Source organism: Enterococcus sp. 4G2_DIV0659, from assembly GCF_002140715.2.
Taxonomy (GTDB): Bacteria; Bacillota; Bacilli; order Lactobacillales; family Enterococcaceae; genus Enterococcus_L; species Enterococcus_L mansonii.
In genome coordinates this window covers 1937868-1952064 of sequence record NZ_NGLE02000001.1, presented here as the reverse complement: position 1 = coordinate 1952064, position 14197 = coordinate 1937868, and the positions used below count along the sequence as shown (strand labels likewise).

At 36.6% G+C, this 14197-nt stretch carries 16 protein-coding genes; 4 read left to right on the top strand and 12 right to left on the bottom strand.

The genetic code is table 11. The annotated features are described in order from the left end of the window. Positions 1–88: 88 nt before the first annotated feature. The 4 genes from mreD to rpsO form a co-directional block, all read right to left on the bottom strand. Positions 89–604 carry a rod shape-determining protein MreD gene (mreD, locus tag A5880_RS08985; RefSeq protein ID WP_086330632.1) on the bottom strand — a complete coding sequence of 172 codons (516 nt, stop codon included), beginning with the start codon at positions 602–604 and terminating at the stop codon, positions 89–91. A gap of 1 nt (position 605) precedes the next feature. Further along, positions 606–1466 carry a rod shape-determining protein MreC gene (gene mreC / locus A5880_RS08980; RefSeq protein ID WP_179190421.1) on the bottom strand — a complete coding sequence of 287 codons (861 nt, stop codon included), beginning with the start codon at positions 1464–1466 and terminating at the stop codon, positions 606–608. A 184-nt stretch (positions 1467–1650) separates the two neighbouring features. Further along, entirely contained in the window at positions 1651–3765 is a 2115-nt protein-coding gene (gene pnp, locus A5880_RS08975; protein ID WP_086330631.1) for a polyribonucleotide nucleotidyltransferase, read from the bottom strand. A gap of 209 nt (positions 3766–3974) precedes the next feature. Next, complete coding sequence (gene rpsO / locus A5880_RS08970) at positions 3975–4244, bottom strand: 30S ribosomal protein S15 (protein WP_010761818.1); 270 nt, start codon at positions 4242–4244, stop codon at positions 3975–3977. Between the two features lie 283 nt (positions 4245–4527). Here rpsO and def point away from each other — a divergent pair, with 283 nt between their 5' ends. Next, positions 4528–5091 carry a peptide deformylase gene (def, locus tag A5880_RS08965; protein ID WP_086330630.1) on the top strand — a complete coding sequence of 188 codons (564 nt, stop codon included), beginning with the start codon at positions 4528–4530 and terminating at the stop codon, positions 5089–5091. Positions 5092–5191: 100 nt separating this feature from the next. Here the strand turns inward: def and A5880_RS08960 are convergent, their stop codons facing one another. The 4 genes from A5880_RS08960 to A5880_RS08945 all read right to left on the bottom strand — a co-directional run bounded on the left by A5880_RS08960 (position 5192) and on the right by A5880_RS08945 (position 8035). Next, positions 5192–5431 (bottom strand): helix-turn-helix transcriptional regulator, encoded by a 240-nt coding sequence (locus tag A5880_RS08960; protein WP_086330629.1) that lies wholly within the window; start codon positions 5429–5431, stop codon positions 5192–5194. Positions 5432–5701: 270 nt separating this feature from the next. Continuing rightward, positions 5702–6478 carry a Cof-type HAD-IIB family hydrolase gene (locus A5880_RS08955; protein ID WP_086330628.1) on the bottom strand — a complete coding sequence of 259 codons (777 nt, stop codon included), beginning with the start codon at positions 6476–6478 and terminating at the stop codon, positions 5702–5704. A gap of 25 nt (positions 6479–6503) precedes the next feature. After that, positions 6504–7148, bottom strand: a complete 645-nt coding sequence (locus A5880_RS08950) for a DNA alkylation repair protein (protein ID WP_086330627.1) — start codon at positions 7146–7148, stop codon at positions 6504–6506. Between the two features lie 89 nt (positions 7149–7237). Continuing rightward, positions 7238–8035, bottom strand: coding sequence for a formate/nitrite transporter family protein (locus A5880_RS08945; RefSeq protein ID WP_086330626.1), 798 nt, complete (start codon positions 8033–8035; stop codon positions 7238–7240). Positions 8036–8218: 183 nt separating this feature from the next. Between A5880_RS08945 and A5880_RS08940 the strand changes: the two genes are divergently transcribed. Beyond that, positions 8219–9313 carry a TPM domain-containing protein gene (locus A5880_RS08940; protein ID WP_256924813.1) on the top strand — a complete coding sequence of 365 codons (1095 nt, stop codon included), beginning with the start codon at positions 8219–8221 and terminating at the stop codon, positions 9311–9313. Positions 9314–9596: 283 nt separating this feature from the next. Next, positions 9597–10208, top strand: a complete 612-nt coding sequence (gene rpsD, locus A5880_RS08935) for a 30S ribosomal protein S4 (protein WP_069663033.1) — start codon at positions 9597–9599, stop codon at positions 10206–10208. A gap of 135 nt (positions 10209–10343) precedes the next feature. Here rpsD and A5880_RS08930 read toward each other — a convergent pair whose 3' ends face one another. Both A5880_RS08930 and A5880_RS08925 read right to left on the bottom strand, forming a co-directional pair. Further along, complete coding sequence (locus A5880_RS08930; protein WP_086330624.1) at positions 10344–11015, bottom strand: ABC transporter ATP-binding protein; 672 nt, start codon at positions 11013–11015, stop codon at positions 10344–10346. Between the two features lie 18 nt (positions 11016–11033). Then, positions 11034–12119: an ABC transporter permease gene (locus A5880_RS08925; protein WP_086330623.1), complete on the bottom strand. Its 1086-nt coding sequence runs from the start codon at positions 12117–12119 to the stop codon at positions 11034–11036. 183 nt (positions 12120–12302) lie between these two features. Here A5880_RS08925 and lepB point away from each other — a divergent pair, with 183 nt between their 5' ends. Next, positions 12303–12848 (top strand): signal peptidase I, encoded by a 546-nt coding sequence (gene lepB / locus A5880_RS08920; protein WP_086330622.1) that lies wholly within the window; start codon positions 12303–12305, stop codon positions 12846–12848. Between the two features lie 65 nt (positions 12849–12913). Here the strand turns inward: lepB and A5880_RS08915 are convergent, their stop codons facing one another. Both A5880_RS08915 and A5880_RS08910 read right to left on the bottom strand, forming a co-directional pair. Beyond that, entirely contained in the window at positions 12914–13537 is a 624-nt protein-coding gene (locus tag A5880_RS08915; protein WP_086330621.1) for a DUF1054 domain-containing protein, read from the bottom strand. A gap of 44 nt (positions 13538–13581) precedes the next feature. Next, a complete protein-coding gene (locus A5880_RS08910; RefSeq protein WP_086330620.1) occupies positions 13582–14139 on the bottom strand; it encodes a GNAT family N-acetyltransferase in 558 nt (185 codons plus the stop codon). Between the last annotated feature and the right edge of the window lie 58 nt (positions 14140–14197).

Genomic DNA, 14197 nt, shown 5'->3' with positions numbered 1-14197 from the left:
AGATAAAAAGGATATTACAAAATTATTTCACACTCTCTTTAAAATAACACGGTTAATGTTTTATTGATTCATTTTTGTAAAAAAAAGATTATTCACTTGCGAATAATCTTTTTAGCGGATAAGCAAAAATAACGAATATCAGCATATTAAAAAGCAATGTTGGTCCTAAAACTTTCGTGATAAACAATAAAGGTGCTACATTTGATAGATGGAAAGTAAATTGCAGTCCTACTGCAATTAATTCGTAAGTCGTCACAAAAATAATCATACCAAAAAATGCTGTTAATAGATTTGTATGAACCACCCGTTGAAATCGATACATCATCATCACCGTTGCAACTAGGGCAACCGTATAAATCCCGATAATTCCAATATAGTAGCTATCAAAAATAAAACCTATGATTAACGCCGTAATCAGCAAATAGCGTTTAGATAAGTTGGGTACTGCCATCAAAAACGCTAGCAACATAAAATGAGCATTTGCAAAATAGACATTATCTGTTAAATTCTCTGCGCCTTGAGTCAATTGACCATCAATGAGCATCAATAAAAAGAAAACCACAGGTGCATAGTATTTAACATTTTCTTTTTTTATTAATTGCATCTTACTCCCCCGCTCCTGCTAATCGTTTAATGATTGTTACAACGGGTATTCCATGCATTTCAGCATAAGGTTTAACATATACTTCGCGATCCAATCCGTAGCTGTCTGGCTTTACTTTTTGCACAACACCGATCGGTAAATTGGCTGGAGAGTTTTGACCTAGTCCAGAAGTTTGAACGATATCCCCTTCTTTGATATCCATATCACCAACTATTTGACTTACGACTAATGTATTTTCTTTATCATCAAATTTCTTTAAAAGACCATAAGAATCGCCTTTTTCAGAATTGATTTGAACTGGGAAATGATTTGAATTTTGATTTTTTGACGTCAGCAATTCAACTTTTGAGGAATTTGCGTTCACTTCAATAACTCGGCCGATTAACCCTTTTTGAGCTAAAACTGCCATATTGGGCTCAATCCCATCATTTGATCCACGGTCAACAATCAATAAATCTTGCCACATATCTGGCGAGCGAGACACAACGGTTGCCGTCACTCTTTCATAATTTCCTAAAGTTTCGTTTAGTGCTAGTTCTTTTTTCAAGGCTTCATTTTCTTTTTTTAAGTTATCATTTTGGATGGATAACTCTCCGTACCCATCGATTCTTTCTTTTAATCGTTCATTTTCATCATAGGTGTTAAAAAGTGTACTGATAGATGAGATACCATTACCGATTGCTTTAGCTGGGAAAGAAATTACTTTATCAATAAATCCTACACTGTCATTCACTGCTGACTGTCCCAAATTGTTTTTGCCGCTATTGGTTCTTTTAGCTGCAGTCAAACTGATGATTGTAACCACAATGATTACGACGATCAGTGTGATAATTATATTTTTATTTGGATTAAATTTTTTCACATCGACACCCCGAATAATCTTTAGACTGATAGTATCAATTTTACCACTAATTATAGGCAAACAAAAGAGCTGTGATGCGTCTTTACATTTTTTTATTAAATAGCGGTGCTTTTGCACAAAAAACAGAGTAGGCGAAACGCCTTACTCTGCCTAAAAATATACATCAAAAGCGAACTTCCGTTGCTTATTTTTCTTTATTTTCTTCATTTAGCAATGCTTTACGCGAAACATTTACACGGCCTTGTTTGTCGATTTCAGTAACTTTCACAAGCACTTCATCGCCTAATTTAACAACGTCTTCAACGTTGTTTACACGTTCATTTGCTAATTGAGAAATATGAACTAATCCATCTTTACCTTTGATTAGATTAACAAAAGCACCAAATTTTTCAATACGAACGACTTTACCAAGATAAACTTGTCCAACTTCAACTTCTTTGGTTAATTCTTCGATGATCTTGATTGCTTTTTTGATCATATCAGCGTCTGCTGAGGCAATACTTACATTCCCTTCTTGGTCGATATCGATCTTCACGCCCGTTTCATCAATGATGCCATTGATTGTTTCTCCGCCTTTACCAATAACATCTTTGATTTTAGCTGGAGCGATTTGGATCATTTCGATCTTCGGAGCATACTTGCTTAGCTCTTGACGAGGTTCAGCAATTGTCGATGTCAATTCAGCAAGAATTTCCATACGTGCTTTTTTCGCTTGAGTCAAAGCTTCTGTCAAGATTTGTTCCGTGATTCCTTGGATTTTGATGTCCATCTGTAATGCAGTGATTCCATCTTTTGTCCCAGCAACTTTAAAGTCCATGTCGCCTAGGTGATCTTCTAATCCTTGGATATCAGTTAAAATTGTATAGTTTTCCCCATCACTAACAAGTCCCATAGCGATTCCGGCAACTGGCGCTTTGATTGGTACACCAGCATCCATCAAGGCTAAGATTCCAGCACAGATACTTGCTTGAGAAGAAGAACCATTTGATTCTAAAACTTCTGATACCACACGGATCATGTAAGGGAAATCTGCTTCACTTGGAATAACTTGTGCCATCGCACGTTCACCTAAAGCACCATGACCGATTTCACGACGACCTGGAGATCCTGCACGTCCTGTTGAACCAACAGAGAATTGCGGGAAATTATAATGGTGGATGAAACGTTTGCTATCTTCAACACCTAAACCATCAATGATTTGGTGCTCACCAAGAGGTGCCAAAGTCACCACAGATAAAGCTTGCGTTTGTCCACGAGTAAATAAACCAGAACCATGAACACGAGGTAAAATACCAATTTCTGATGCTAATGGACGGATTTCATCCAATTTACGACCATCAGGACGAATTTTATCGATCGTAATTAGTTCACGAACTACGTCTTTTTCTAAATCTTCAGCGATTTGTTTTACTTCTTTCGCTAATTGCGCTTCCTCTTCATGACCAGTAAATTTTTCAGCATATGCTTCTTTTACTTGGTCTTTGATTGCATCTATATTGACTTCACGCGCTAATTTTTCTTCTGTCATAACCGCTTCTTTCATTGAAGCATAGTACGCATCGAAGATTTCTTTTTTCAAATCAGCATCGACTTGTAATAATTTGATTTCCATTTTTTCTTTACCGACAGCGGCAACGATTTCTTCTTGGAAAGCAACTAATTCTTTGATTGCGTCAAAACCGAATAACAACGCACCAAGCATATCTTCCTCAGATACTTCTTTAGCACCACTTTCAACCATGTTGATGGCTTTTTTCGTTCCAGCAACGGTTAATTCGATATCTGTTTTTTCTGATTGTTCTACTGTTGGGTTTAGCACATATTCGCCATCCACACGACCAACATCAACACCTGCGATTGGTCCATCAAATGGAATATCTGAAATTGCTAAAGCTAAAGACGAACCAAACATTGCCGCCATTTCTGGTGTACAATCTTGTTCAACGCTCATTACTGTATTTGTGATTTGAACTTCATTACGGAAACCTTCTGCAAACATTGGACGGATCGGACGGTCAATTAAACGAGCCGTTAATGTTGCACGTTCACTTGGGCGACCTTCACGTTTGATAAATCCTCCTGGAATTTTGCCGACAGCATACATTTTTTCTTCATAATTAACTGTTAGTGGAAAGAAATCAAAATCTCTCGCATCTTTTGAAGCAACCGCTGCACTTAAAACCACAGTGTCCCCATAACGAACCAATACTGCTCCATTTGCTTGCTTAGCTAATTGACCGATTTCAACTTGTAAAGGACGTCCGCCCCAAGTTGTTTTAAACACTTGTTTTTCTGTCATATTTTTGTTCTCCTTTGTTTCTTTGGAAAAGTTAGACTACTACTAAACAAATGAAAAGATTCAAAAGAATTGAGTCCTTTTATTTGGTTAGTAGATTCATTCAAACTTTCCAAAGATGATTAATTTTAGTATTTTAAGGTTACTTAACCTTCGCTTTTAAATAAGCTAAAAAGCGAGGTTCGTTAAGAATCTCGCTTTTCCTTTTTTGATTAACGACGTAATCCTAAGCGTTGGATCAATTCGCGGTAACGTTGGATGTCAGTCTTACGTAAGTAAGCTAACAAGTTACGACGGTGTCCAATTTTTTTCATTAGTCCACGGTAAGAATGATGATCTTTTTTGTGAACGCGAGCATGCTCATTCAAGTGATTGATATCAGCAGTTAATACAGCAATCTGTACTTCTGGTGAACCAGTATCTCCTTCATGACGAGCGTATTCGCTAATGATTTCGTTTTTCTTTTCTTTTGACATTGCCATGTTTTTCACCTCTTCTTTAATAGTCATCTTCTTACTGAGTAATGCGTTGGTGATTCGCACAACCAAGTAAAAGACGGTATGTTTCCATACAGATATACTTTACAGGAAATACTATGAAAATGCAAGATTAAGTTCTACTATTCCTTTGTTTTTTGAACAATTTATCCCCTTTTTCATAACAGATATGATAAACTAGATAGACGAAGAAACACACAATCAAATGGGTTTGTTTTTCAATTAAAGGAAATCCATATTTTTAAATAGCTGAAGGAGGAACTATCCTATGATTACCATGAAGGATATTATCCGTGAAGGAAACCCTACACTTAGAGAAGTTGCCGCAGAAGTTGCTTTGCCGCTTTCTGCTGATGATATTAAGTTAGGAGAAGAAATGATGGAGTTCTTGAAAAACAGTCAAGATCCTGTCAAAGCAGAAGAATTAAAATTGCGTGGCGGCGTTGGTCTAGCTGCACCTCAATTAGATATTTCTAAACGAATCATTGCTGTACATGTACCTAGCGGCGATTTGGAAAACCCCGAACCGACTTTGAGCGCAGTGATGTATAATCCTAAAATTTTAAGTCATTCTGTGCAAGATGCTTGTCTAGGCGAAGGTGAAGGCTGTTTATCCGTTGATCGTGAAGTGCCTGGATATGTCGTTCGACATAATAAAATTACACTTTCTTATGTGGATGCTGCTGGTGAAAAACAAAAAATTCGTTTAAAAAATTACGAAGCAATCGTTGTTCAACATGAAATTGATCATTTAAATGGCGTGATGTTCTATGATCATATCAATCAAGACAATCCATTTTCTTTAAAAGATGACGTATTGGTTATCGAATAATTTCTTTAAAATAAAGTATTGTGGCAGGAATAAATTCCACCCCACAATACTTTTTATAATAGGTTGTGTAAAAAGTCCAAGCAAAAATGGCCTGTTCTTCTCAATCCGAATCAACATCTTTCTCATTTGCTTCTCTTTCAAATGTATAAAGCTGGTCAATACTAACGCCTAAAACTTCGGCAATATTATATACCAACAGCAATGACGGGTTTTGCTTATTTCTTTCAATATTGACGATGGTTTCTCTTGTTACGCCAACTTTTTCGGCCAATTCTTTTTGCGACATTCTTAAAACAGCTCGATAAACATGTATATGTACATCAACAACTTTGTTTCTCATTATCCGTTCCCTCCATACTCTACTCTAATAAAAATAGGGGCCACAGCCCAAATTATCATACCAGTCATAATGTCTCATTTATTTTATCAGAAAAAGTAGGAAATATATAGCATTTATTGTTAAATAAATAAAAAAAGTGAATAGGACGTAACTCTTTAAGTCACATCTCACTCACTTGGAATCCAGACAAACGACGGAACAAAAGCAATCACTTCGAAAATAAGCCCTTCTTCCCCATCCTTCTAGAAAAAAATATCTACTGAATCATAATTAAATCGCTCGTAACTCTTTTAACGCTTTCCAAATACCATCATTATCATTCGTATCTGTCACCATTTTTGCTTCTTTTTGAACATGAGACAACGCATTTCCCATCGCAACACCAATTCCCGCTTCACGAAGCATTTCTCGGTCATTTTCACCATCACCAAATGTCACAATATTTTCCCGCTCAATTCCTACTCGATCTGCTAAATTAAGCAAGGTCGCCGCTTTCGACCCATTTTTAGGTACGATATCGACACTTTCAGAATGCCAACGAATAAAACGAAATTTAGAAAATTCACTTTCAAATGATCCTTCTGCTGATTGATCATAAAAAGCTAACGCTTGATACACATCATTTTCTTTTTGAAAGTTCAAATCATATTCTGGTGCCTCAAAATCAATAGAGCCCATCGCTTCCACCATTTGCTCTTGGCGATGATGGTTATTTTTTTTCACATCGTCTAAACCAACATAGGCCAACCCAATTTCTCTTTTCTCTACTTCTGTAGCAAAACGGCGTAATTCCTCTTGGTCCAATAAGTTCTGGTAATACTGCTCATGATCTAAAAACGCAGCTGCACCGTTACAAAGAACGTAATTAGAAAAACCTAAATCTAAAATAATATCTTGCGCCATAAATCGGCTGCGTCCTGTTGCAATTGTTACAAGGTGTCCTTGTTTTCTCAATGCCCGCAATGCTTCTCTCGTACTTTCCAACGGCTGTCTATCCGTTCCAAGCAATGTTCCATCAATATCAAATGCAAAAAGTTTTCTTTTCATGGCGTAATAACTCGCTCGCTTTCTCTTATTTTGGCAGGTACTTGCTGCCTTCTCTAACGGCTAATGGGCTTAATGCCGTTGTTTCTATTATTTCTTTGACCCATTTTGGGTCAGTTTTGCTATATTGACGCAAAGACCAACCTATTGCTTTTTGAATAAAGAACTCATCTGTAGTTTTATCATAAATAATGGCTTTTTTCAATAACACAGTGTTTGTTTTTTCTTTATATAACAGTTGCAAGTTGATTGCGATTCGTCTGTGCCAAAAATTTTCTGCACCAAAAAAAGAGTCAAATAACTTCGGCATTTCTTCTAGATTTGCAAACGCCCATAGTCCAAAAAACTTACGCCAAGCGTCCACACTGTCCCACCACGCCTTCTCTATCACAAAAGGTTTGAAACACAAAACTTCTTCAAATGACAACCGCTTTACATTAACTGTCGCTAAATCAATTGCTAAATACTGGTACTCACGTTCAGGTTTATTATAGTAAAAAGTCACTAAATCAATTAATTCTGAAAAAGTAAGACGTTTACTAGCTTTTAACAGATCTTTAGTCAATCGGGCTCTTTCTGGTGCTTGAACTCCTGCAAATGGAAATAATTGTTTCATGTATGCAGCCATTTGTTTTGAGCGCTCATTGTCCTTTGGAAAAATAAATTCGTTCATCTGCTTCCCTCATTTTCATATAAAATAAAAAGTGAGAACAGTCCGCTTACCACAAAAGTATTCGGTCTTATTCTCACTTATTTTACTGTTTAATCTACGTATGTTGTATCCGCATTATTCAACCATGCGTACCCTAATCCCATAACTAAACCACCACCGATAAAATTACCGATCAATGCAAAGAATAGGTTGTGTGCTACACTGCTAACTGTCATTGCCGCCATTGTTCCATGAGACGCAAAATACGCTAAACTAAATGCAGGGAAATTGGCGATAACGTGTTCATAGCCTAAAAAAGCAAAGATGAAAATGATAAAAACAATTGCCGCAACTTTACCAGCATCATCTTTCATACGCATACTTACTAGCACAGCTGTATTTACCACGATGTTGGCAAAAATAGCTTCCACTAGAATCTGGGTTGTTGTTTTATTTAATTTTCCAGCAATTGAAGTAAAGAAGAAACTATCTGAAGCTAAATCTTGATAAGGAACAGTCAACGAAATCAAGTACCCAAAAAGAACGCCGCCGATTAAGTTGAAAAAGATACATGCAAATAAAATTTTAGCCGCAAAAGAAAAATTGATTTTTTTTCGATAAACACCAACTGTCATATACAGCATATTCGATGTTCCTAGTTCAGCATTCATATAAAGAATCATCACTAAAGACCAGCTAAACATAAACGCGTAAAGCATTTTGCCTAGTCCATGGACAATATCTTCACCTTTCATTGCAATCGCAAAAGCAACTGCCGTTCCTAATGTTAAAAACATACAAGCAAGCATTGCACGAAAAGCATAACGCATAAAACTACTTTGGAACAAGTTCATTTTTTTGCTAATTGATTTGTCGATCTGCTCAAATAATGGCGATACAGGTTTCATTTTGTTTCTCCTTCTCAATTTGTTTTCATATTTATATTTTCAAAAAACATCCTTTATCATTTTAAAGACCTGTAAGAGTTTTGTCTAGTGCTTTTTCACACAAAGTAGCACTTTTTTTCATAGCATAACAAATAAACAACCTTCATTTCGAAGAATCAGCGGACAGATATCGAGTCTGGCAAAGTGGTAGAAGCTACAAAATCGTTTGATACTGTTTTACAAGAAAATTTAGATCATTTAAAAGAGTATCCTCAACAAGAAAACAATTATTCCGTCTCCATTGAAGGGACGAATAGTAATTTAATCATCAATAAAAACAATATTTTTGTCTCAGATAATGCGGCTATATTAGATGGCCCTATGAAGAAAAAAATCTACAAACTGAATAAACAGCTAGCTGCTAGCACTAGTGGCGCTCAATTGGAAGTCGTAACAGTCAGAAAACTCCCAAATGATGAAGATATCGAATCTTATGCAAATAAAATCTTTAACCAACTAGGTATAGGTAACAAGGAGGAAAATAATGGTGTCTTATATTTAATTTCATTAGATGATCGAACATTCCGCCTAGAAGTAGGCTATGGTTTGGAAGGCTTAATTCCTGATGGAACAGCAGATAACATCATTAATGATGACGCCGTAGTCGATGCATTTAGAGACAAACGATATACTGATGGAATAACTCAAGTAGTCGATCAAGTATTTGCATTGATGAACACCAAAACCGCTTTAGTGGATTCTAAAATCGCTCAGCTCAAAGAGCAACAAAGTTCAGCTACATTTTCCCACTGGAGCGTATTTACCTTGCTACTATTTCTTATGATAGTCAATCTGTTTTTCATCATTAAATCGATTCGTGCAAAAAGCACTTTGAAACAAACCTACAATGAATACTTAGAGCAGATGTCTGTTTATTCTAAATCAATTGAGCAAAATGATCCTCAATTCTTGCAGGAAAAAATGAAACAAACCGATTTTTACTATATTCTACTAAGTGGAACTCTCTTGATTTTCTCCACAAGAAGTTTACATCGGGCGATCACCAGAGGAAAATTGTTAAAAAATCCTGCAGCTCAACAAAAGTCGTTTGGGCGAATTTTAATCGGCGATACCCTCTATTCAGGAAATGGCACTATCTTAACGACCGCTTATCTAGCGTCTAGTTATAAGTCTGGTAATTGGTCAGATAACGACTCATCCGGCAGTGGCGGAGGCTCCTCTTGGGGTTCTTTTGGTGGAGGCTCTTCCGGAGGCGGGGGCGCTTCTGGCGGTTGGTAGTTTATTAGTGGATAACTCAATAAAAAGCTTGAGTTATCTACTGTTTTACGCTATACTATGCTTTGTGTAAAATAATGCAGCAGAAAAATAATAGTCTCGTCAACATTTCATTGCCTTGGTGTTTAGCTTTTAAGGCTCAAAAACCTTATCAGCTTTTCTTTTCAGGTTCAACTGCGTAACCCACGGCTGCAAAGGGCGAAGGTTGAAGAATGAACTGAACGAATATGAATTTTTCAGAAGATTATTTTACTCCAAAAAACTTATTTTATTGGAGGAATTTTTAATGTCACGTTATACAGGACCATCATGGAAAATCTCTCGTCGTCTAGGTATCTCTCTATCAGGAACTGGTAAAGAACTAGCACGTCGCCCATACAAACCAGGACAACACGGACCAAACAGCCGTGGTAAAGTTTCTGAATACGGTATGCAATTAACTGAAAAACAAAAATTACGTCATATGTACGGCATGAACGAACGTCAATTCGTTAACTTGTTCGTTAAAGCTAGCAAAATCAAAGAAGGTAAACACGGGGTTAACTTCATGATCTTACTAGAACAACGTTTAGATAATGTTGTTTATCGTTTAGGTCTTGCTACTACTCGTCGTCAAGCACGTCAATTAGTAAACCACGGTCATATCACTGTAGATGGCAAACGTGTTGATATCCCATCTTACCACGTTGAAGTCGGTCAAGTGATTTCTGTTCGTGAAAAATCTCAAAACATCGTAACTGTTAAAGAAGCAGTTGAAGCAACTGTTGGACGTCCAGCATTCGTAAGCTTCGATACTGAAAAATTAGAAGGAAGCTTCACTCGTTTACCAGAACGTGATGAGCTATATCCTGAAATCGACGAAGCTCTTGTCGTTGAATACTACAACCAAAAACTTTAAGATTCGATTTGGAGAAAAGCGTTACAGCTTCTCATTCTTTCTCGAATGTACAAACCTTGCTCACTTTGTTGGGCAAGGTTTTTTTGTGCAAAAAAACAAAGATGCTGGTAACCCACTGCATCTTTGCTCCTATTATTATTTTTGTTTTTTCAACACGCCATCTTTCATTACAAAAACTTCATCGCAAAAATCAATGAGGCGTTGGTCGTGGGTGACCATAATCGTGGCTTTATTTTTTTCTTTCGTTTCCCTGGCTAATATCTTCACAACCTCAAAGGCTCTATCCGAATCTAAGCTTGCTGTAGGTTCGTCCGCTAAGATAATGGCAGGATCATTATACAAGGCACGCGCAATCGCTACTCTTTGTCGCTCACCTCCAGAAATTTCGTCAGGGTATTTTTTCTTTAACTTCTCAATTCCTAATTCTGTTAATAACTTAGTAACTTTCTCAACATCTGTTTTTTCCTTTTTAACTTTATCCACCAAGCGCAGCTGCTTTTCCACAGTTAGAAACGGTACTAAATTTGATGCTTGTAAAATAAACCCAATTTCGGAAAAACGAATCTTCGAGCGTTTTTTTTCATTCTCTTCACTAAACGCTTGGTCATTTATCTTTACTTCACCATTTGTAGGAGTTTGTAACCCTCCTGCAAGTGTTAAAAAGGTACTTTTTCCTGAACCACTCGGGCCGATCACTGCCACAAATTTACCTTTATCCACAGAAAAATTTGTGGATTTCAACGCTTCAATAGTTGTATCTCCATCCAGAAATTGTTTATCCACAGATAAAAATTCAATTGCTTTCATTTTACGTGTCCTCCTTTTCTATCCAATTGCCTTTAGCGGATCAATTTTTACAATTGTTCTAACTGAAAATAGTGCCCCTAATACAGCAATAATCAACATTAGTCCGCCAATCAATAAGAAAAATAGCCAGTTGCTTTGAAATGGAACAGCGCTTGGCAACACGAAAGATGTTCCTACAGTTCCAAGTAAGCCAATCGTTATTCCAAAAAATGCCAACACAAAGGTTTGAACAATGACAGAAATTGCAATATAAAAGCCTGATATTCCTTGTGCTTTCATAATGCCAAAAATAGTGGCTTTTTGCATGGTCAAAACATAGATAAAAATACCAATAACGATCGCTGCAATGACAATTAAAAAGCCAATCATAAAGCCAAATGTTAATACTTGGGCACTGTATCCTGGTAATTTATTGATAAAAGTCGTAATTTTGTAACTGGTCAATCCATCATTTTTTAAGTGTACGTTTTTCAACGCGCCATCTTTTGCACGGAAAACAATAGCGTTCACGCGCGCATTCTCAGAAGTATCTGCTTTTTCAAATCGGATTTGTTGAAACGCATCTGTTGATACATATAATACTGGCGCAACATTAAATTTTGCATTATCTGTAAATCCTACAACCTTGAGTGTTTTAGCGCTACCAGCTAATTTCAATTTATCCCCAAGTTTAATTCCCTTTTCTCTTTTTAGGCTGTTATCCACAACTGTTTCATCCTCAGTTGAGAAAGCTTTCCCTTCAATGATATTCGGCATTAAAAACTCCTCTTTATTAATGCCAAAAAAGCTAGCATTGATTTTTTCAGCATGCTTTTTATCCAATTGAATCACAGCTGCGGTTTGTCCTAATGAAGCTTTTTCTTTTGCATCTACCTCATCCATTGATTTTATCGGGATCATCGACATATTGATATTCGTGTTTGACTCGTCCGACAACACAATGCCGTCTGCCTGCCATTTATCTACAGCCGTTCGATTATCTTCCGCTAAACCATATGCTAAACCTGTCAAAAAAAAGACTAAATAAGAAATCAAAAACATGACACTGATAATCAAGGCATAACGTAACTTCGAGCGTGTAATTTCATTCCATGCTAAAAACATAAATCCCCCTCCTCCTTATCGATCGATAAGTTTTGTACAAAGTATAGCAAATTTTAGTATGGACAACAAAACATCTGCTTTCTTAGTTTCTCGATTTTTTCATATACTTTTCTATGTTTCTTCTTAATTTGCTAGTGATAGTTTGATATACTAAAATCAACAATAAGTAAAAAGGAGTTTATTATGAAGAAAAAACATGGTCTGTTTTACACGTTGGTTCAATTTGCTGTTATTTTAATGTTTACACTTTTTTTAAGAAAGTACGTCTTAACCCCTGTGGAAGTTATTGGCACTTCTATGGAACCCACCTATCATGAATCTGACCGCTTGTGGCAAACATCGCTGATTTCACCGAAACGCTTTGATGTAGCAACATTTCCTAGCCCACGTGATGGAAAAAGAATTGTTAAACGAATTGTCGGCCTGCCTGGTGATACTATCCGAATGGAAAATGACCAATTGTATATCAATGATAAAAAATATGATGAGCCTTACTTAGATGAGTTTAAAGCGGATTTAACGGATGGTTTGCCTTTGACTGCTGATTTTAGTTTAGAAACAACAGCAGTCAATCCAACAACTGTGGTTCCAGAAGGAAAATATTTTGTGTTGGGAGATAATCGTCGAAAAGCAGATGATAGCCGTTATTTTGGCTTTGTGGATAAAAAGAATATCGTAGGCGTTGTTTATTTTCAGTATTATCCGTTGAATAAGATTGGTGTTCAGTAGCGCAATCGACTAAAAAGACCCAAAACACTCCATGCAAAAATGCATCTAAGTGTTTTAGGTCTTTTTTAATCTGCCTGTTGCAACTCAATCGCCAATTGATAGAATGGCAATAATTCTTCATACGTCTTTAACATATACGCACGCGCTTTTTCTGGATCATTTAACAAACTATCTGTCTTTTTGATGATTCGTCCAATTTGAAATTCGCCTTTTTTTATATCACGAAAACGAGTTAACTGTTTCTCTAGATCTGCTTCACTTAACCGTTCGATCTCGGGCTGGGTATGATCAATCGACAGATAAAAATCATCCTCTAATTGCTCAAATAATCCTTGATTTTCTAAAAAAGCTTGCGCAATTTCTTTTTCATTTTTAGGATTGTCAATCAGTGATAACCACATAAATAAGTAATCTGGCCAAATCCCTAATTGAAAATGAGCTTCCATTTTATAGCCGCGTTTTTTCTGACTTAGGGCTGACCAAGTATTTTCTGGCGGATAAACAGTTCTACGGCGATGCTGGGCAATATGAACAAAAAAATCTGTTTCCAGTTGTTCGCCTAACTTTTCGGCAAAATAATCATCTAAGTCTTGAAATTTCGGTTGAATTTCAGAACGAATCCCTGCCATTCGAGGCTCTAATCCTTCTATTGTAAATACATCAAAATCTTTTTCAGTAAACATTAACATTTAGCCATTTCTCCTCTGAGCAATTCTTTACATTAATTATGCAACTATTGCCATTCTTCTAAAGTAATACCACGCATCATATCTGTTACGACTTTTCCTTTCCACATACGTGCATTTGGAATCTTTCCTTCGACTTTCATACCGATTTTTTCCATTACTCGACCAGATTGTGGATTTTTAATATCGTGTGTAGCAAAAATCCGCATCAATCGTAACTCTTCAAAACCGAGACGCAGAATTTCTCTAGCTGCTTCTGGCATATATCCTTGACCCCAAAATGCTTTATTCATGGCATAACCGATCTCCGCTACATTATGCTGATCATCCACACGTAAATCAATTGTTCCGATAAACTTTCCAGATGTTTTTAATTCGATGCCATATTTCCCTAACGGGGCCGATATGAAGTAATTCGCAATGCTTTCTTTCGTATCTTTAATCGATTGATGAATTGGAAAAACATAGGTGACGGTTGCTTCATCTGATGCATATTCAAACATATCCTCGGCATCAGTTAACATCACAGGGCGTAAGTGTAAACGTTCCGTCTCTAAATATTGGTTCTCTGCAAAAATCAATTTTCGATTGATAACAATTTCCATTATTCCACCTACTTTTCATACTACTTTACAGAAATAACGGCTCAGAGGCAAGAGGAAA